15 protein-coding genes and 1 pseudogene are annotated in these 19687 nt (G+C 66.8%); 8 read left to right on the top strand and 8 right to left on the bottom strand.

Features of this window, described 5'->3' with window-relative positions; genetic code table 11:
• Window positions 1-114 precede the first annotated feature (114 nt).
• The 7 genes and pseudogenes from tssK to N4G47_RS10970 all read left to right on the top strand — a co-directional run bounded on the left by tssK (window position 115) and on the right by N4G47_RS10970 (window position 7986).
• The gene (tssK, locus tag N4G47_RS10940) at window positions 115-1449 is read left to right on the top strand and encodes a type VI secretion system baseplate subunit TssK (RefSeq protein ID WP_107230867.1); all 1335 of its coding nucleotides are present in this window, start codon (window positions 115-117) and stop codon (window positions 1447-1449) included.
• 31 nt (window positions 1450-1480) lie between these two features.
• Entirely contained in the window at window positions 1481-2239 is a 759-nt protein-coding gene (icmH, locus tag N4G47_RS10945; RefSeq protein WP_475287086.1) for a type IVB secretion system protein IcmH/DotU, read from the top strand.
• A 10-nt stretch (window positions 2240-2249) separates the two neighbouring features.
• Window positions 2250-5168 (top strand): type VI secretion system tip protein TssI/VgrG, encoded by a 2919-nt coding sequence (tssI, locus tag N4G47_RS10950; protein WP_475287088.1) that lies wholly within the window; start codon window positions 2250-2252, stop codon window positions 5166-5168.
• Between the two features lie 5 nt (window positions 5169-5173).
• Window positions 5174-5434: pseudogene (locus N4G47_RS10955) on the top strand (peptidoglycan-binding domain-containing protein); the annotation flags it as partial.
• A gap of 24 nt (window positions 5435-5458) precedes the next feature.
• Window positions 5459-6973, top strand: coding sequence for a hypothetical protein (locus N4G47_RS10960; RefSeq protein ID WP_279920124.1), 1515 nt, complete (start codon window positions 5459-5461; stop codon window positions 6971-6973).
• A 2-nt stretch (window positions 6974-6975) separates the two neighbouring features.
• Window positions 6976-7542 (top strand): hypothetical protein, encoded by a 567-nt coding sequence (locus tag N4G47_RS10965; RefSeq protein WP_475287090.1) that lies wholly within the window; start codon window positions 6976-6978, stop codon window positions 7540-7542.
• 138 nt (window positions 7543-7680) lie between these two features.
• Entirely contained in the window at window positions 7681-7986 is a 306-nt protein-coding gene (locus tag N4G47_RS10970; protein ID WP_475287091.1) for a hypothetical protein, read from the top strand.
• Window positions 7987-8080: 94 nt separating this feature from the next.
• Here the strand turns inward: N4G47_RS10970 and N4G47_RS10975 are convergent, their stop codons facing one another.
• The 7 genes from N4G47_RS10975 to N4G47_RS11005 form a co-directional block, all read right to left on the bottom strand.
• Window positions 8081-8950, bottom strand: a complete 870-nt coding sequence (locus N4G47_RS10975; protein WP_475287093.1) for a hypothetical protein — start codon at window positions 8948-8950, stop codon at window positions 8081-8083.
• Between the two features lie 124 nt (window positions 8951-9074).
• Window positions 9075-10775 (bottom strand): D-lactate dehydrogenase, encoded by a 1701-nt coding sequence (gene dld, locus N4G47_RS10980; RefSeq protein WP_475287095.1) that lies wholly within the window; start codon window positions 10773-10775, stop codon window positions 9075-9077.
• Window positions 10772-11911 carry an FMN-dependent L-lactate dehydrogenase LldD gene (gene lldD, locus N4G47_RS10985; protein ID WP_475287097.1) on the bottom strand — a complete coding sequence of 380 codons (1140 nt, stop codon included), beginning with the start codon at window positions 11909-11911 and terminating at the stop codon, window positions 10772-10774. Before lldD ends, dld begins: the two co-directional genes overlap by 4 nt.
• Before the next feature lie 4 nt (window positions 11912-11915).
• Window positions 11916-12680, bottom strand: coding sequence for a transcriptional regulator LldR (gene lldR, locus N4G47_RS10990; protein WP_475287099.1), 765 nt, complete (start codon window positions 12678-12680; stop codon window positions 11916-11918).
• A 53-nt stretch (window positions 12681-12733) separates the two neighbouring features.
• A complete protein-coding gene (lldP, locus tag N4G47_RS10995) occupies window positions 12734-14392 on the bottom strand; it encodes an L-lactate permease (RefSeq protein WP_475287100.1) in 1659 nt (552 codons plus the stop codon).
• Between the two features lie 226 nt (window positions 14393-14618).
• Window positions 14619-15068 carry an MgtC/SapB family protein gene (locus tag N4G47_RS11000; protein WP_475287102.1) on the bottom strand — a complete coding sequence of 150 codons (450 nt, stop codon included), beginning with the start codon at window positions 15066-15068 and terminating at the stop codon, window positions 14619-14621.
• Between the two features lie 165 nt (window positions 15069-15233).
• Window positions 15234-15992, bottom strand: a complete 759-nt coding sequence (locus N4G47_RS11005) for an SDR family NAD(P)-dependent oxidoreductase (protein WP_475287104.1) — start codon at window positions 15990-15992, stop codon at window positions 15234-15236.
• A gap of 437 nt (window positions 15993-16429) precedes the next feature.
• Between N4G47_RS11005 and N4G47_RS11010 the strand changes: the two genes are divergently transcribed.
• Window positions 16430-17383, top strand: a complete 954-nt coding sequence (locus N4G47_RS11010; RefSeq protein ID WP_475287106.1) for a helix-turn-helix transcriptional regulator — start codon at window positions 16430-16432, stop codon at window positions 17381-17383.
• Window positions 17384-17617: 234 nt separating this feature from the next.
• Here N4G47_RS11010 and N4G47_RS11015 read toward each other — a convergent pair whose 3' ends face one another.
• Complete coding sequence (locus N4G47_RS11015) at window positions 17618-19528, bottom strand: CocE/NonD family hydrolase (RefSeq protein WP_475287108.1); 1911 nt, start codon at window positions 19526-19528, stop codon at window positions 17618-17620.
• Between the last annotated feature and the right edge of the window lie 159 nt (window positions 19529-19687).

Raw genomic sequence — 19687 nt, forward strand, 5'->3', positions numbered from 1 at the left:
ACATTGCTGGATAGGGGTTCTCGCCACAGGGGAAGGTGAGAATGGCGGGATCGGCCCTCCCGGACGATATTTTCGAGCTATTTCCAAGGATTGAACGTGGCTTATGTAAGCAGGATGTCGAAGGTTCTCTGGGGTGAAGGATTGTTCCTGCGTCCCCAGCATTTCCAGCGTCAGGACGCCTATCACGAAGCGCGGCTGCAGGATCTTTCGCAGACGCTGCATCCGTATGGTTGGGGTGCGCGCCGGGTGCGTTTCGATCCCCATGCGCTGTCGGGTGGCACGCTGCGCCCGCTCGACCTGTCGGCCGTGTTCCCCGATGGCGAGACCTACGACGCGCCGGCCCACGACAGCCTGCCCGATGCGGTCTCGCTGCAGGATCTGCCGCCCGGCGTGCAGTCCACGGTGGTCTACCTGGCACTGCCGCTGCTGCGCGACGATGGCGCCAACTGCGCCGATGCCGAAGGCACCGTGCTGGCCCGCTATCGGCAGGCCAACCGCGATACGCAGGATCTGTTCACCGACGCGGTGGAAGCCGAGCTGGCCTTCCTCAGCAAGGCGGTGAAGCTGCTCACCGACGACCAGCCGCGCGATGCCTATGCCACGGTGCCGGTGGCACGCGTGCGCCGCACCTCCAGCGGTGGCTTCGAGCTGGACGATGAATTCATTCCGCCGTGTGCACAGCTGCAGGCGTCGCCGTTCCTGCATCGCGAACTGCGTGCTGTGCTTGATGCCCTGCAGGCCAAGGTGGACGCGCTGTACGGTCTGCACCGGCAGACATCGCAGAACATCATCGAATTCCGCTCCGGCGACATCGCTTCGTTCTGGCTGCTGCACACCATCAACAGCTCGTTCAGTGCACTGGCGCACCTGCTGCATCATCCGCAGCTGCATCCCGAGCGCCTGCACCAGGAGCTGCTGCGTATGGCAGGTGCGCTGCTGACGTTCTCCAATGCGTACCAGCTGGGCGATCTGCCGGTGTATCGCCACGACCAGCCGGAGGCGTCGTTCCGCAAGCTGCTGGAGATCGTGCGCGCCCTGCTGGATACGGTGATCTCCACGCGCTACTTCAAGATCGCGCTGAACGAGATCAAGCCGTCCTATCACCTGGGCCGCCTCGATTCGCAGCGCATCGATGGCAATGCCTCGTTCTACCTGTCGGTGTCGGCTTCGCTGCCGGCGCAGGAGCTGATCCAGAGCGTGCCGGTCCGCTTCAAGGTCGGCGCGCCGGACGATGTGGAGAAGTGCGTGCTGTCGGCGCTGCCCGGCGTGAAGCTGGTGCATGCCGCGCAGGTACCGGCGGCGATTCCGGTGCGCCCGGGCAGCCACTACTTCGAGTTGGACGCGCGCGGCGCGCTGTATGAGCGCATGCTCAAGGCGCAGTCGGTGATGATCTACGTGCCGGCCGGCATTGCCGAGCTGAAGATGGAACTTGTGGCGGTGACCTCATGATGAACGCTCCCTGCCCCCGACCCCGGGCCCGATGCCGTCGCTGACCGCCAATGGCGCGATGGTCAATCCCACGCCGCAGGCGGCCAATCCACAGAGCCTGCAGGACCTGATGTCCGACGGCTTCTACCTGCTGCTGCTGCTCAAGCGCGGGCAGCTGCCGCACGATGCCGAAGGCTTCGTGCAGACCGTGCAGAAGTTCCTCGATGGCGTGGAGCGCAACGCGATGCGCATGGGCGTGGCATCGGAGGATGTCTACGCCGCCAAATACGCCTTCTGCGCGGCGGTGGACGAGGCGATTCTGTCGCAGCCTTCGCCGCTGCATGAGACCTGGGAGCGCAATCCGCTGCAGCTGCGCCTGTTCGGCGAGCACCTGGCCGGCGAGCACTTCTTCGACCGGCTGGAAGAGCTGCGCCGCCAGGGCGCGGCGCGCCTGCCCTCGCTGGAGGTCTACCACTACTGCCTGCTGATGGGCTTCGAGGGCAAATACCGCCTGGAAGGCACCGAGAAGCTGGGCTACCTGACCGCACGGCTGGGCGATGAAATCGTCTACCTGAAGGGCAAGCGCCACGGTTTCGCACCGCACGCGCTGCCGCCGGACAACGTTCGCCACAGCCTGCGCCGCGTGGTGCCGCTGTGGCTGCCGGCGGTGGTGGTGGGCTGCTTCGGCATCGTCGCCTTCTTCGGCATGCGCACCTATCTGGGCCACGAGACGCGCCAGCAGCTGGCCGCCTACAACGACGTGGTGCAGATGCCCGAACGCACCGCGCACATCACGATCACCTTGCCATGAGCCTGATGATATGGACATCCCAAGCTCCGCACTGCTCGCTTCCCTCGCCTCGCTGTCGCACCGCGACCGCCTGATCCAGCTCAAGGGCCCCGAGGCGGGCCTGGTGGTCGAACGCTTCGAAGGCACCGAAGCGGTCTGCGGCGACAACCGCCTGCAGATTGACTGCCTGGCCACCGATGCGTTCCTGGACCTGGACCCGTGGCTGGAACAGCCGCTGACCCTGCAGCTGCGCCAGGCCGACGGTGCGCTGCGGCAATGGCACGGGCTGTGCACCGAAGCGGCGCAGCTGGGCAGCGATGGCGGCCTGGCCCGCTACCGGCTGATCCTGGAGCCGTGGACCGCGCTGCTGCGCCTGCGCCGCAACGCGGTGATCTTCCAGGACCTGGACACCCGCGCGATCTGCGAGCAGATCTTCGCCGACTATCCGCAGGCGGTGTTCCGCTTCGACGTGCAGGCCGCACTGCCGGTACGCGCGATCACCACCCAGTACCGCGAGACCGATTGGGCCTTCGTCACCCGCCTGCTGGCCGAGGCCGGCCTGGCCTGGCGCATCGAGCAGGCGCAGGGCGATGAGGCCGCGCACACGCTGGTGGTGTTCGAGCCGGGGGCCGAACTGCCCGACGCCGGCCGCGTGCGCTTCCATCGTGCCGACATGGCCGAGGCCAGTGACGGCATCACCGCCTTCGCCGAGCGCCAGCAGCTGGTGCCCAACACCAGCACCGTGGCCAGCTGGCACAGCGAGCAGGTGACTGCGGTGGCCGCGCAGTCCAGCGCCGACGCCGGCAGCCTGCCGGCGCTGGAAGTCTATGTGCAGCCACGCGCCGGCCGCTTCGCCCAGGCCGGCTGGGCCGATGCCGAAGCGCAGGCGCGGCTGGACGCGCTGCGCGTGGGCCAGGTGCTGTACAGCGGCAGCGGCAGCGAGCGCCAGCTGGCCGCCGGCAGCACCTTCCGCCTGGCCCAGCACCCGCAGCACGAAGGCCAGGCCTTCGTGCTGCTGGCGGTGCAGCACGTGGCGCTGAACAACCTCGACCAGGGCATTGCCGAGCTGCTGGGCAGCCCCGCGCTGGAGCGCGGCGCCTACCGCAACAGTTTCCTGGCCACCGGTGCCGGCGTGCCGCTGCGCGCCCTGCCGCAGGACCGGCCGACCCTGCATGGCCCGCAGACCGCCCGCGTGGTCGGCATCGCCAACACCGCAGTCACTCCCAGCCGCGAGCACCAGGTGCGCATCCAGTTCGGCTGGCAGCGCGGCAGCCAACCCAACCCGGGCGGCCTGACCGACACCGGCAGCGCCCAGCCCGGCCATGCGCCCGGCGACCACACCAGCGGCAGCTGGGTGGCGGTGGCCGAATGGGTGGCCGGCCCGAACTGGGGCACCGCGTTCCTGCCGCGGGTGGGCAGCGAGGTGCTGGTGGAATTCCTGCACGGCGACATCGACCAGCCGCGCATCACCGGCCAGCTGTACAACGGCGAGGTGGCCCCGCCGTTCGGCGGCGGCATCGACGAGAACGCGCGCCACCCCGGCGTGCTCAGTGGCCTGCACACCCAGGCCCATGACGGCAGCGGCACCCAGCAATGGGTGATGGACGATACGCCGGGCCAGCTGCGCACCCGCCTGCACAGCTCGCTGGCCGACAGCCGGCTGGAGCTGGGCTACCTGATCGCCCACCAGGACACCGCCCGTGGCGCACTGCGTGGCGAGGGCTTCGAGCTGGCCACCCAGGGCTGGGGCAACGTGCATGCCGGCGAAGGCCTGCTGCTGTCGGCCAGCCTGCAGGAACGCGCGGCCTCCACGGTGATGGACAACGCCAGCGTGGTGGCTCAGCTCAAGGGCGCCGAGCGCAGCCTGGAACAGATGCAGCAGACCCTGGCCCAGCAGCAGGTGCCGGGCCTGGCCGAGTTTGAACGTACCAAGCAGCTGCGCGAACAGATCGACCCGAAGGCGCAGGGCCGCTTCCAGGGCGAGGTGAACGGGCAGAGCGCGATGAAGCCCGGCAGCGATGGCCGCAGCCCCGGCGAGCAGCCGGTGGAACGGCTGGGCACACCGCTGCTGCTGGCCGAAGCGCCGCACCACATCGCCTGGACCACCCCGGCCAGCGCGGTGGCCTATGCCGGGCAGAACCTGCAGATGACCGTGCAGCAGGACCTTCACGTCAGCGCCGGCGAGACCCTGGCCACCGTCTCCGGCGAGCATGTCTCGCTGTTCGCGCAGAGCGGCCCGCTGCGGGTGATCGCCGCGCAGGGTCCGGTCAGCCTGCAGGCCAACGATGGCGAACTGGAACTGCTGAGCGATCAGGCCCTGACCATCACCGCCACCGACGACCGCATCGACGTGCTGGCGCAGACCAAGGTGGTGCTGCAGGCCGGCAACAGCGCGATCACGCTGGAGGGCGGCAACATCACCTTCAGCTGCCCGGGCGAGTTCAAGGTGAAGGCGGGTGAGCATCCGTTCATGGGGGCCGATACCAACCCCGCCATTCCCGAGCACCTTCCGCGCGGCACGCAACTGGTGCCGCAACAATTCGGGCTGCGCCTGGTTGAACAGTTCGGCCTGCAGGGACTGGCCGGCAAGCCCTACACACTGGACATCGGCGGACAACATTTCGAGGGCGAACTCGCCTCCGATGGCAGCCTGATGCATGAGATGCCCGAAGGCGCGAAGCAGGCCAAGCTGAAGGTGTTTCCGTTCGGCGCCGACAACCATCCCTGGGAATGGACACTCGACCTTGCCGCACAGAAACAGACCGACGAGCACACCGGACTGCAATCGCGCCTGAAGAATCTTGGATTCTACGATGGTGCGGTCGATGGCGACTTCGGCCAGCTCAGCCGCATGGCCATGCAGCGCTTCCACCAGGCGCGTGAGCTGGTTGGGCTGAACACGCCCAGTCTTCCCGGCGTCACCTCGCTGGGCAAGGACCACGACATCTAGGACGGATGCATGATCTACGGCAATCACAACCTGCAACGAGGCGACCACGACGGCACGCCTGCAAACAACCGGCCGCCTCGCTGGGGGCCGTCGACAATCCGCCGCCACCCACGCCCGCCAACGCGCAGACGCCGCAGAACCAGGGCGGGGCGACGCTGGCGATTCCGCAGCACGTGCGCCAGCTCCAGCAGGACCTGCGCACCCTGGGCTTCATGTTCGTCGGCACACCCGATGGTGGGTTCGGTCGCGGCACCGAGTGGGCGGTACGCGAGTTCCAGATCTACGCCAGCATGGCCAATGCCGCGCAACTGAACCAGGGACGGCTGCACGGTTGGCAGCCCCAGGCAGGCTTGACCGCACCGGAAGTGATGGCGCTGGGACTGCGCCCCAACTCCAATCCACCGGAAAGCTATCACGTCGCCTCATTGGATCGGGTCGCCAACGGATCGCGCTACACCGGCCCGATCAGCGGCGTGATGAATGCCGACACGCGCACCGCGATGGAACACTGGCTACGCAACAACTATCGCTGCCCGGTGGTCATCGAGGCATGGCAGGTTGCCACCGGCAACAACCAGCGCACCACACCGTTCACCAACGGCATCAATATCTGGAACTTCGACGAGATCACGCAGGGCACCGTGCGCAATGCCGCCAATCGCGTGGTCGCGCGCGTGCGGATGTTCAGCAGGGACTTCACCGGTCATTACACACTTCCGAACGGCCGCCGCGATGACCAGTACCAGTCGCTGGGCAGCTACGCGCGGTTCATGACCTACGGCGGCCCGATGAGCGAGGTGCCCAACCATACCTGGGCCGAAGCGGAAATGACGCCCGAACGCCTGATCGGTCCAGCGACGACCACGGCAATCCTGGCCGCCACACCCAACGGCGCCGCAGCGTCCACCTATCGTGTTGTGCGCGCCACGGCCGAGCAGGAATGCATGGGCATGTTCGACAGCATCAACGCCTACGATGACGCCCTGGTCTCTCTCGGCCCGTGCCATTGGACCATGGGCCTGATGCCTGCCGGCGGCTATGACAATGGCGAGCTGCCTGGCTTCCTGGCCTACTTCCTGCATCGCAACCAGGCCGACTACCAGCGCTATCTCGGGAATCTGGGTCTTTATCCGGCGACGGCCTGGGCCGGCGTCAACACGGGGCCGCTCTGGGACCGCACCGGTCGCAAGTATGTCGGCTGGATCCGCCATCACAACGAACAGACGCAGCCTGCGCAGGCGGCGACCGGCCTGGCCCAGCTGCCCATGGTCGACCGGGCGACCGTAGAGGCCAACTACTTCAAGACCTGGCACTGGTTCTATCGACTTGCCATGATCGGCCGCACCTGCGCGAACTTCCAGCAGGCGATGTGGGACATGGTCCGCTTCCGCATCCGCGACATCCGCTCAGCCCCCATTGCAGTCAATGTGGGAGCCGTCCACATCAACGCAACGCTGGGTGACATCTACACCTCGGAAAAGTCGGTCGCGATCCTGCTTCGCTGGCATATCTTCCGTCCGGGCCACGTGACCGGCGCCCGCGTCAGGGATTCGTTGACCCGCGCCATCAACGGCCATGCCCAGCTGAACTGGGCGACGGCACCGGCGCAATGGACCAACGCACACGAGCAGGCGATCACCGCGCAACTTCTCACCGACGCGCTTACCGTCAACGACACGCAGGATCGTCTCGCCAACTGGCCGACCTATGCCGGGCGCAACAGCCGCAACTACACCCTCAACAACGAGCTGGGCGCATTGCGTGATGGCCGCGGCTCCTTCCACTTCGATACCACGGGAATATGACGATGCCTTCCGTTCTTCGAGCCGCCCCGCTGCTGGCCGGCCTTTGCCTGGCCGCCTCCTGTGCAGCCAAGCCCCCTGTCGCCGATACCCTGGACCGCGCCTGCGCCGCAGTCGCCATCGACGATCGGATCGAGCTGCTCCCTCTGGAAGGAAAGCACGTCAGCGCCTGTCCGCCCGGCGACGATGAAGGCTGCCCGTACAGTGGCCAGCAGGGAAAAACATCGCTGAGCGACACACCGGATCTGAACAAGGATGGGCGCAAGGATGCCATCCTGACCTACTTCGGCAGCAGTTATGGCGATATCGACGTGACCGACAAGCTGGTCCTGGCCCAATGCAAGGACGGAACCTACATCCGTCTTCTGGAAGGAAAGTTCACGACACTGACCGCTCCGGCCATGCCGCATGCCACGTGGCCGGTTCTGGAAGCGACGAGGAACTGCCCGCTGGGCCGAGGTGATGCGGTTCGCACCGAAAAGATCCAGCTGACCTTCGATCCCAGGACGGCGAAGTATCGTGGACCGGCCGGACTGAATCTGGCCGCGGCCTGCCAGGCCCAAGGCGACTGACGAATCGCCACGAGCCCTGTGGCCGTTGTACGGTAACGAACGCCTGCGCACGTTGACTGCCACGCCTTGATCCAACGCATGCCGTCGCCACAGGCAGGGTGCTATGGTGGCGCCATCATGTTCCCTGGAGCCGCTCCGATGACCCGATTCTCCCCTGCCCGTCTGGCCCTTGGTGCCCTCGTCACTCCCCTGCTGCTGGCCGCCTGTGTCAGCACGCCGGGCCCGGAAGTGAAGGGTACCGGCCGCTGCGACGCCAGCCAGCTGGGGTGGGCGATCGGCCAGCCGGCCAACGAACCCAACATCCGCCGTCTCTCCAGTGAGAGTGGTGCCGGCCTGGTCAACCCGATCGGCCCCAGCACCATCACCACCAAGGACATCCGCCAGGATCGTCTGCGGGTGTACGTGGACAAGGACAACATCATCACCGCCACCCGCTGCGAGTAAGCGCCGCAGACGGCTTTTGTAGAGTCGAGCCATGCTCGACTGCTCTCCGGTCAGTCCGCACGGAATGTCAGTCGAGCAAGCTCGACTCTACATCTCAGGGTTCGGTATACCCGGCGCAGTCCGGCAGCGCCTGGTCGGGGTGGAACATCCCATCGCTGAAGCGGAAAAGACGCGTATAACTGCACGCCGCGTCCTGCTCGGTGCGCAGGTCCTTTTTCTTCAGCGGGCCCTTCGCCAGCGAATCCTCGAAGCGTGAGACGCCAGCCGGGAACCGTGTTGCGACGGTCTGATAGCGCAGCACCGGCATGCCCTCTGCGGCCACGTCCAACCCCAGCTTCGCCGAGAAGCCATACTCATCGTGGCAGGCCCCCGCGCGCTGCTTGATGTCCTGCTCGCTGAAGCAGGCGCGGATCATTGCGTTGCCCAGCCACGGTACGGTCAGCACGTCATCATCAACCTGGATGTCGTCCTCCAGGTGGCGCACCCGTGCCAACTGCAGGGTGGACGCATCGGCCCCGCCGCCGGAGTACATGGTGCTGAATCTGACGATGCCACCGACCAGCACGTTCTGCCGTGCGCGCTGCTGTGGATCCTGCACGGGCGCATCGGCACCCACCCCTGGCGCCAGCCGCACGATCCAGGGCCACAGCGACAGCTCGCTCTCCGCTGGCACCGCGATGCTCACGTGGTAGACGTGCGGAGACGGCTGGCCCGGCACCCGCTCCTGCACCTCAAGCGTCGTGGGCCGGTCACCATCGCTGGCCACCGGCTGCACGCGCACGCACCATGCGCCGTCACTGGTGCAGCTGCGCATGCCGGTGGCATCGAGCACCTGCCCCAGTGGCTCCATCACGTTGCCGGCAGCATCGCGCTGCTGCGGCAGGATCGAAGCCTGAGCCAGCGCCAGCAGCGGAGTAGCCAGCAGAGCCGCGCACAGGGCCGTGCGGGCGACGATCGTGCGCATGAATGAGATTCCTGCTCGTGGAATCACGATGGTAACCGCTCCCCGTAGAGTCGAGCTCGCTCGACTGCATGGAATACGGCAAACGAAGCCGTCGAGCAAGCTCGACGCTACGCGGATCGGTTGTCTAGCCGCAGTCGCAGCCACCCCAGCCCTTCGCCTTCGACGTCTGGCCGATGCCAGGGTTGAAGGTGTTGCTCGGGTCCAGCTGCCGGTAGAACGCGGCCAGCGCCGGCTTGGCCGGATACAGGTGGCCGACATTGTGCTCGGCCGGATACTCTGCGCCGCGCTGGTCCAACAAGGCCCACATCGCGTGCTCGATCGCCATCGGGTCTTCACCCTTGCGCGCGATGTAGTCCTGGTGGAACACGTGGCACAGGAAGTGCCCGTAGTACAGCTTGTGCAGCAGTCGGTTGTCGATGTCGGCAGGCAGCTGCTCGAACCAGTCGGCGTCGTCGCGGCGCAGCGCGATGTCCAGCGCGACGATGTCCTGCACCTGTGCGCGGTGCACTTCGCGATAACGCACGGCGGCACCGGCCACCGCGAAGCGATGCAGGAACGCCTTGCGCCCTTCCTCGGCCGTGCAGTGGAAATAGCTGCCTTCGTGATCAGCAAAGAAGTCGCGCAGCCAGGCTTCGGTCTGCGCCGCGTCCTGCGCGGACACCTTCAGCAGCAGGTGATGCTCATAGCGCTGGCGGAATTCGCCCATGCGCGCGGGCAGATGCGAGGGCAGCAGGCCGGTCAACCCCTGCATCACCCGGTCGGTCACCCCGCGCAGGCCCAACCGCTCGAACCAGCCATCGACGCGGCTCTTCAGCGCGAACGCGGCCGGCACACGCGCGGTGCCGAGGTGATTGATCAGCAGGAAGCTGTCCTTGCCGTAGCGTTCGCCGATGTCATACGCATCGCGGTGGATGTATTCGCCGGCAATCGGCAGGCGCTCGAAGCCGGTCAGCAGCTGGCGACGGATCGCGGTCAGGCTGTCGGTGCGGTTGCTGCCGATGTAGAAGACTTCGGCGGCTTCCTTCTCGAAGGTGTCCAGGCGCACCGCGAACACCGCAAGCTTGCCAGCCGAACCGGCCGCCTCGAAGTGACGGCTGGGATCAGCATTGAAGCGTGCCGGGGTATCAGCATCGATCCGCCGTACTTCCTCGGCGTAGCGCGGATCGGAAGCGGCACGACCGGCGCCATCGCCCACGTCGGCGGCCGTGTAGTCACCGGCCTGCAGGCGCTGCAGGATCTGCTCGGGCGTGTCACCCAGCGCAATACCCAGATGGTTGACCAGCTGCAACCGGCCCTGCGCGTCGACCTGCGCGTACAGCGCCAGTTCGGTATACGCCGGACCACGGCGCACCAGCGCGCCACCGGAGTTGTTGCAGATGCCACCCAGCACCGACGCACCGATGCACGACGAGCCGATCACCGAATGCGGCTCGCGGCCGAGCGGTGCCAGTGTCTGCTCCAGCCGGTCCAGCGTCGCACCGGGCAGGCACAGCACCTGGCGGCCTTCGTTCAACAGCTGGATGCCGGTCAGGCGCAACGTGCTGACCAGCACGATCGGACGGCCATAGTCGTCGCCATCCGGGGTCGAGCCGCCGGTCAGACCGGTGTTGGCCGCCTGCAGGATGATCGCCGCCCCACCCTGCACCGCCGCCTGCAGCACGCGCCACAGTTCCAGCAAGGTGCCCGGGCGCACCACGGCCAGCACTGGGCCCTCACCGAAGCGATACCCGCGGCGGAAGCGGCGGGTGGCCCTGTCGCCGGTCAGGACGTGGTGACGGCCAACAGCATCGCGCAACTGCGCCAGCACGGTCTGCGGGTCGCTCACGGCAGGTTGACCAGCGAATCGCGGCCGATGTCGGCGATGCGGCGTGCGCCGGTCAGCGTCATCGCCACGCGCATTTCCTTGGCGATCAGGTCCAGCAGGTTGGCCACGCCGGCCTCGCCCTGTGCGGCGAGCGCGTAGACGAAGGCACGGCCCAGCAGCACGGTGTCGGCGCCCAACGCCAGCATGCGCACCACGTCCAGACCGGTGCGGATGCCGGAGTCGGCCAGGATCTTCAGGTCGCCCTGCACCGCATCGGCGATCGCCGGCAGCGCGCGCGCAGTCGACAGCACGCCATCGAGCTGGCGACCGCCATGGTTGGAGACCACGATGCCATCGGCACCGAACTTGACCGCATCACGTGCATCATCCGGGTCGAGGATGCCCTTGATCACCATCGGGCCCTTCCAGAACTCGCGGATCCACTCCAGGTCCTTCCACGAAATGGACGGATCGAAGTTGCTGCCCAGCCAGCCGATGTAGTCCGCCAGCCCGGTCGGGTTGCCACGGTAAGTGGAGATGTTGCCGAGGTCGTGCGGGCGACCCAGCAGGCCCACGTCCCACGCCCACTGTGGGTGGGTGATGGCCTGGCCGATGCGGCGCAGCGAAGCGTTCGGGCCACTCATGCCCGAGTGCGCGTCACGATAGCGCGCGCCCGGCACCGGCATGTCCACGGTGAACACCAACGTGGTCACGCCCGCGGCCTGTGCGCGCTCCAGCGCATTGCGCATGAAGCCGCGATCACGCAGCACGTACAGCTGGAACCACATCGGGCGCTGGATCGCCGGTGCCACTTCCTCGATCGGGCACACCGACACCGTGGACAGGGTGAACGGAATACCCCGGCTGTCGGCCGCACGGGCCGCCTGTACCTCGCCGCGCCGGGCATACATACCGGTCAGGCCGACCGGCCCCAGCGCCACCGGCATCGCCAGCGTTTCGCCGAACAGCTGGGTTTCCAGGCTCAGGTCGGACATGTTGCGCAGGACGCGCTGGCGCAGCGCGATGTCGGACAGGTCGGAAACGTTGCGCTTCAGCGTGTGCTCGGCATACGCGCCGCCATCGATGTAGTGGAACAGGAACGGTGGCAGCCGGCGTTGCGCGGCAGCACGGTAATCGGTGGAGGCGGAGATGATCATGGGGTCAACCGTGTGGGGAGGGTAGACGCGAGGCCCGCGCGCGCCGGGCTTCGTTGTCATCGAGGGTGCGCAGCGTGGTGTGCACGAACTCGAGGTGGGCATGCGCGGCGGCGCGCGCGCGTTCGGGGTCGCCGGCCAGGACCGCATCCATCATCTCGCGGTGCTGGTCGGACAGCGGCGAGAAGGTCCTGGCCGAGGTATAGAGCTTCTCGCGGCTCTGCGAGATGTTGGTCTGCAGCAGCTCGAACAGGCCACGCATCACCTGCAGCAGCACCAGGTTGTGCGAGGCTTCGGCAATGGACAGGTGGAAGGCCGCGTCAGCCTCGGCCTCGCCGCTGGGATCGTCCTTGCCGTGCGCATCCATCATGGTCTGGAAGGCGTGTGCGATGCGCGCGCGGTCCTCGTCGGTGGCGCGCAATGCGGCATGCCAGGCGGTGGCGCCTTCCAGCGCGTGGCGGATCTCCAGCACATCGAAGCGGTATTCCGGGTCGCCCTGGAACAGCGGCAGGTACGGGGCCAGCGGTTCGTCCAGCGCCTGCCGTGCCCGCGCTGCCGGCTCAGCCACATAGGTGCCGCCGCCCACGCGGGCGGTCAACAGGCCCTGGCTGGCCAGCTGCGCGATGGCCTCGCGCAGCGCGGTACGCGAGACCCCCAGCTGCACCGCCAGCGTGCGCTCGGCCGGCAACCGGTCGCCCGGCTGCAACCGTTGTTCCTGCACCAGGCCGCGCAGCTGCGCGGCCACCTTGTCCGAAATGCGTTGCGTGCTCATGGCGCCATTGTGGCCTGAAGCGAGCAATGAGGGGTCAGACAGCCGGGCATGGCTCAGGGGATCATCCAGGTCAGCCAGTAGGCCTGGGCCAGGGTGATCAGGCCGACCATCGTGGTGAAGATCAGGCTGTGCTTGACCGTGAAGCGGAACAGGTCCGATTCCTTGCCGGCCAGGCCCACCGCTGCGCAGGCGATGGCGATCGACTGCGGCGAGATCATCTTGCCGGTCACCCCGCCGGTGGTATTGGCCGCCACCAGCAGCACATCGGACACACCGATCTGCTGCGCGGTGGTGGCCTGCAGTGCCGAGAACAGCGCGTTGGACGAGGTGTCCGAACCGGTCAGGAACACGCCCAGCCAGCCCAGGAAGGGCGAGAAGAACGGGAACGCATCGCCGGTATGCGCCAGCGCCAGGGCCAGTGTGGCCGACAGCCCCGAGTAGTTGGCGATGAAGGCGAACGCCAGCACCATGCCGATCGAATAGATCGGCATGCGCAGCTCGCGCACGGTTTCACCGAAGGTCTGCAGCGCCGAGCGGGCCGGCATGCGCAGGGTGATGATGGCGATCACCGCAGCCAGGATGATCGAGGTACCGGTGGCCGAGAACCAGTCGAACTTGTAGATCGCTTCATAGCTCAGCGGCGCCGGCACGATTGGCGGCATCTTCTGCACCATCTGGTCCAGGCCGGGCACCGGAATCTTCAGCACCCAGTTCTCCAGCGGGCCGCCAGCCGCGAACAGCGTCTTGAACGGCTTGATGCTCCACAGGGTGACCATCGCGGTGAGGATCAGGAACGGCGACCACGCCTTGGCGATCTGTCCGACGCTGTAGCGCGGCGCTTCCAATGCCTGTGCAGCCGCTTCGGCACTGGTTTCGGTGTCGAAGCGGAAGATCCGCACCGGCTTCCAGCGGCGCAGGAACAGGGTCAGGCACACCAGCGACGCCAGCGAAGCGGTGATGTCCGGCAGTTCCGGACCGATGAAGTTGGAGGTCAGGTACTGCGCGATGGCGAACGAGCCACCCGCCACCAGCACCGCCGGCCAGGTCTCCTTGATGCCGCGCCAGCCATCCATGATCGCCATGATCCAGAACAGCACGATGATCGTAAGGAACGGCAGCTGGCGACCGGCCATCTGCCCGATCTCGAACGCATCCAGGCCCGTGACCTGCCCAGCCACGATGATCGGAATGCCCATCGCACCAAAGGCCACCGGCGCGGTGTTGACGATCAGGCACAGTCCGGCCGCATACAGCGGCTTGAAGCCCAGCCCGACCAGCAGTGCCGCAGTGATCGCCACCGGTGCGCCGAAACCGGCCGCACCTTCCAGGAAGGCACCGAAGGCAAAGCCGACCATCAGCATCTGCAGGCGCTGATCTTCGGTGACCGACAGGATCGAGGCGCGGATGATGTCGAACTGCCCGGTCTTGACCGAGACCTTGTACAGGAACACCGCGCCGATGATGATCCAGGCGATCGGCCACAGCCCATAGACGAAACCGAAGCCGGCCGCGCCCAGCGCCTGGGTCAGCGGCATGCGGTAGAACAGCAGCGCCACGCCAAGGGCGATGGCCACGGTGATCGTGCCGACCAGCCAGCCCTTCATGCGCAGCACGGCCAGGGCGACGAAGAAGAATGCGATCGGCAGCAGCGCGATCAGGCTCGACAACCACAGGTTGCCAGCGGGGTCGTACAGGTGTTGCCAGGGCTGCATGGAGGCTCTCGACTGGGGGCGGGATGTGCTCCACCCCGAAGGATGGATCGCCACGGCCCGTCACTATTGGTATTACCATTAATGACGATGATCGGACCGCTTGCGGCGAATTGAACCGCCATTCCGATGAAGAGCCTATTAGACCATAGGGCTAGTTGCGATATTGGTCGTACCATTTGGCAGCCTGAGGGTCGGATCCCCGCGTGGGCTCCGACCCCACAGCGCGTCAGATCTTCTTCTCCACCCGCCGCATCACCGCCAGCACCAGCACACACAGCACGCTGACCCCGATGGCAATCACATACTTGCCGATGCCCACGGCAATGCCGATGGCGGCGGCCATCACCAGCGAACTGGCGGTGGTCAATCCGCTCACCTGGTCCTCGCGCGAGCCGCGCAGGATGGTGCCGGCCGCCACAAAGCCCACGCAGGCCACTACCGCCTCGATCAGGCGTACCGGGTCGACCTGCAGCAGGTCGCGGTAGCGCTCCTGCTGGAAGTGCTCGGCCACCGAATCGCCCAGCCCGACGATCAGCGCCGCAGCACCGGCGATCAGCATGTGCGTGCGCAGGCCGGCGGCGTGCTTGCCCATCTCGCGTTCGATGCCGAGCACGCCGCCGAACAGCATCGCCGTTGCCACGCGCAGCAGGATCGAGAAGTCCTGGGACAGTTCCATGCGGCCTCCGGAAGTTTCCGGAAGACTTGCGCGATCGGCGTGGGACGGTGGTGAAGGCGGCACCACGGTCCGTTCACCCGGAAGCGCCGGGTCATCGCCGACGCCACCGCAGCTCAACGCATCACTGCGCCAGGTAGCCACCATCGCTGGCGTAGTAGGTTCCGGTCACTGCGCCAGGTAGCCACCATCGATGGCGTAGTAGGTTCCGGTCGCGAAGGAAGCCTCGTCGCTGGCCAGCCAGGCCACCAGTGCCGCCACTTCCTCGGCGGTGCCCAGCCGCTTCAGCGCGTGGCGCGCTTCCAGCGTTGCGCGCACCTTCGCGTCCATCTTCTCCAGCAGCGGCGTACTGATGAAGCCCGGGCCGACTGCGTTCACCCGGATGCCGTCGGCCGCGTGCTCCCACGCCGCGGTCTGGGTCAGGCCGACCACCCCGTGCTTGGCCGCCACGTAGGCGGTGGAACCGGCATAGCCGACCTGGCCCAGGATCGAGGCCATGTTGATGATGCTGCCACCGCTGCCGGCCGTGCGCATCGCCTGGATCTGCGCCCGCTGGCACAGGAACACGCTGGTCAGGTTCACATCGATCACCCGCTGCCAGGCATCCACCGGGTAGTCGCCGCTGCTGGCGGCCGGCCCACTGATGCCGGCGTTGTTGACCGCGATATGCACACCGCCGAGTTCCTTCACCGTGCGCTGCACTGCGGCCTGCACCGCCGCATCATCGGTGACGTCCAGCGCCACACCGATCGCCTTCGCGCCGCACGCCTGCAGCTGCGCGACGGTGGCATCCACCGCGTCCTGTTTCAGGTCCCAGACCGAAATGCGGGCGCCGGACGCAGCCAGCGTCTGTGCCACCGCCAGGCCGATACCGGATACACCGCCGGTCACGATCGCGGTCTTGCCACTGAGCTGGTAATCGATCATCTACGTTCTCCATCGTTGGGGGATAGCGATGCGGCGCGCAGCCGCCAATCCGCCACGCTACGCCCGTCGCTGTGACGAGCCGGCTGACATCGTGTCCGCATCCGATCGTTCCAGCCGTGCAACCTCAACTTCGGTTGATGTATGGATATACGTACGGATATGCAGGCAAAACGCCCGCGTATGCTCAACGGCGAATTCACTTTGGCCGTAATCATCAATCGGTTTGACCATATTGGAATCAAAAGCGCGCGAATCGCGGCGACAATGGGAAACGTTTCCAGCTTCTTCGACACACACTTCCCATCTGGCGCTTTCCCAGCCCTCCACAGTGCCGTCGCCACCGCGCGGCTGCACGCACGAGCACCGGCGCAGCACCCGCAGTGCGGCGCCCCGCGCAAGGCACCGCCAGTGTCCACCTCCAGAGCACGTGCCGAGCGATGTCCCGATACTTCACCTTTGCCGATTACCGCCGTTTCGGCCAACGTCACGGCTTCGACTACCGCGCCGACCCCGAACACCTGCGCGATGACCAGTGGGCCGGTCGCGGCGAGGTCAACGAACAGTTCCTGCGCGGTGGCATGAGCCTGATCGCGTCCGACGTCCATAACCGGTTCCCGTATGTGGCTACCGCGCAGCAGAGCCCGGGGCTGGTGATCCGCGTGATGCTGCAGGGCCAGGTCGACGTGCGTATCCCGCGACGTGCAGGATTCACCCTGCGCGCTGGCACCGCGATGACCGCACACCATCGCGAGCAGATCGAGATGACCGGTGCGCATCCCGGTGAAACGCGCATGCGCGGGGTCAGCGTGATGGTGCCCAGCCAGCTCGATCCGGAACTGTTCCAGCTGCCGCAGCTGGAGAGCGCGCTCAACGCGCATCTGGAATGCCGCCACTGGGCCATTCCGCACACCTTGCTGCCCGTGCTGGGACAGCTGTTCGACAGCCCGTGGCAGGACGGCATCGACGCGCTGTGGCGCGAAGGCGTGGCGCTGCAGCTGCTGGCAGTCGGCCTGCAGGCCGAGGATCTGCAGACCGAGCAGGTACGTACGCTGCGTGCCGGGCAGCGCGAGCGCCTGGAGCGCGTACGCGCTTACCTGCACGATGACCCCAGCCATGCCCACAGCCTGGTCGAACTGGCGCAGCTGGCGTGCATGAGTCCGAGCTCGCTGCGCCGCCACTTCGCCCAGCAGTATGGAAGCTCGGTGTTCGACTACCTGCACGAGCAGCGCATGCGCCATGCCGAGCAGGGCCTGCGCGAAGAGGGCTGGACCGTCGAGCAGGCGGCCGCGGCCAGTGGCTACCGCCATCCCAGCAATTTCGCCGCCGCCTTCCGCAAGCGCTTCGGGCTGGTGCCCAGCCGCTGGCGCACGGGTCCGTCGAAGGTCGGGTAAACGCGGACCTGACCTGGTAGGTGTCGACCTTGGTCGACAGGCTTCCTGTGCCGTTGCCGTTGCCGTTGCCGATGCCGGCCAGCGGCCGGCACTACCGGATCGCGGCGCGTCGATCGGCTTGCGTTGGCCCCGCCCTGGTGCGTGTCGACCTTGGTCGACACGCTTCCTGTGCCATTGTCGATGCCGGCCAGCGGCCGGCACTACCCTCGCATCAGCCGGGCACGGCCCGGTGCCTCAATACACCGGCAGATCGATGTAACTGGCCTGCGCCGCGCTGTGCCAGACCCGCTGCGTGGCCTTCTGGTAATCGCCCGGCTTGGCCAGGTAGATGTTCGGCACATAGGTCTGCGGGTTGCGGTCGTACAGCGGGAACAGGCTGGACTGCACCTGCACCATCACCCGGTGCCCCTTCTGGAAGGTGTGGTTGGCGTTGGGCAGGTCGAAGCGGTACGGCAGCACCTGGTTGGCGGCCAGCGGCTTGGGATCACTGAAGCTCTCGCGGTAGCGGCCGCGGAAGATCGCCAGCGACACCGGCAGCTCATAGCCACCCATCTCCGGTGTGGATGCTTCCTGGTCCGGATACACGTCGATCAGCTTCACCACCCAGTCGCTGTCGGTGCCACTGGTCGAGGCCTGCAGGTGCACCACCGGCGCGCCACCGATGCGCAGCGGCGCGGTCAACGGTTCGGTGATGAAGGTCAGCACGTCGGGTCGGCCATCGACGAAGCGCTGGTCCTTGACCAGCCAGGTCGTCCACATGTCACGGTCGCCAAAACGCACCGGGCGCGGCACGAACGGCACCGGCTTGGCCGGGTCGGACACGTATTCCTCGAAGTCGCCCTCGCCCGCCGCCGGTGCCTGGAATGCCAGCTTGCCGCCGGCACGCAGGTACAGCGGCTTGCTGCTGGCCGCACAGTCCTTGTCGCAGCTGCGCGGCCAACCCTTCAAGCGGTCCCAATGGTTTTCGCCGGTGTTGTAGATCAGCACCGGGGGCGTATCGGCCTTCGGCGCACCGTCCACCAGGTACTGGTCGAAGAACGGCTTGAGCACATCACGACGGAACTGCAGCGCGGTATCGCCGTCGAACTTCAGCGCCCCCAGTTCACTGGCACTGTAGTTCACCTGGCTGTGCCGCCACGGGCCCATCACCAGGTAGTTGCGGTTGTTGCCGCTGTCGCGCCCTTCCATCGCCTGGTAGGCATGGTTGGCGCCCCACATGTCCTCCTGGTCCCACAGGCCCTGCAGCCACATGGTCGGCACCTTCAGCGGCGTCTTCGCCATCACCGCATCCAGCGCCTGGCCCTGCCAGAAGGCGTCGTAGGCAGGGTGCTCGACCAGCTTCTTCCACCAGGTCAGCTGGTCCACGCCGGTAAAGCGCGCATAATCGCCGGCCGACCCGATGCGCAGGAAGGTGCTGTAGTCGTCGTAGCCGAGGCTGGGCAGCGGCGTGCCCTTGCCGCGCTTCTCGGTCTGCATCGCGAAGTAATTGAAGTTGACCTGGCGGAAGGCGCCGTAGTTGAGCCAGTCGTCACCCATCCAGCCGTCGACCATCGGGCTCTGCGGCGCGGCCACCTTCAGCGCCGGATGCGGATCGGTCAGCGCCATCACCACGGTGAAGCCTTCATACGACGAACCGAGCATGCCGACCTTGCCGTTGCTCTCCGGCACGTGCTTCACCAGCCAGTCGATGGTGTCCCAGGCGTCGGTGGAATGGTCGACCGGGGTGTTGTTCAGTGGCCCGCGCAAGGGCCGGGTCATCACGTAATCGCCCTCGGAGCCGTACTTGCCACGAATGTCCTGGAACACGCGGATGTAGCCGCCATCGACGAACACCTCATCGCCCTGCGGCAGCAGGTCGCGCATGCGCGGCGAGTCGCTGCGGTTGGCACGGCCGGCAGCGTCGTAGGGCGTACGGGTCAGCAGGATCGGCGCGTTGCGGGCACCCTTGGGCACCACGATCACCGTGTACAGCTTGGTGCCATCACGCATGGGCACCATCACCACGCGCTTGTCGTAGTCGCGGCCGACATCGGGGGCGACGAAGGGCATGCCGCTGACGTCCGGGGTCATCGGCGGTGTATCGGCGGCCAGCACGCTGCTGGACAGGCAAAGGGCGATGGCTAGAGCAACGGCACGCACACGCATGGACAACCCCTTCCGGCAGGAAAGGCCCCAGCGTACTCCTGCCCTGGGCCGTGAAGTGTGTGCGGGCTTTGCATTCTGCGGTGGATGCAGGCAGGACTGATGGCACATGTGCTGCCCGACGGGCACGCACTGGTCTGGCCGTTGTAGAGCCGAGCCCAC

The sequence above is a fragment of the Stenotrophomonas sp. GSD10 genome (genome assembly GCF_056172695.1).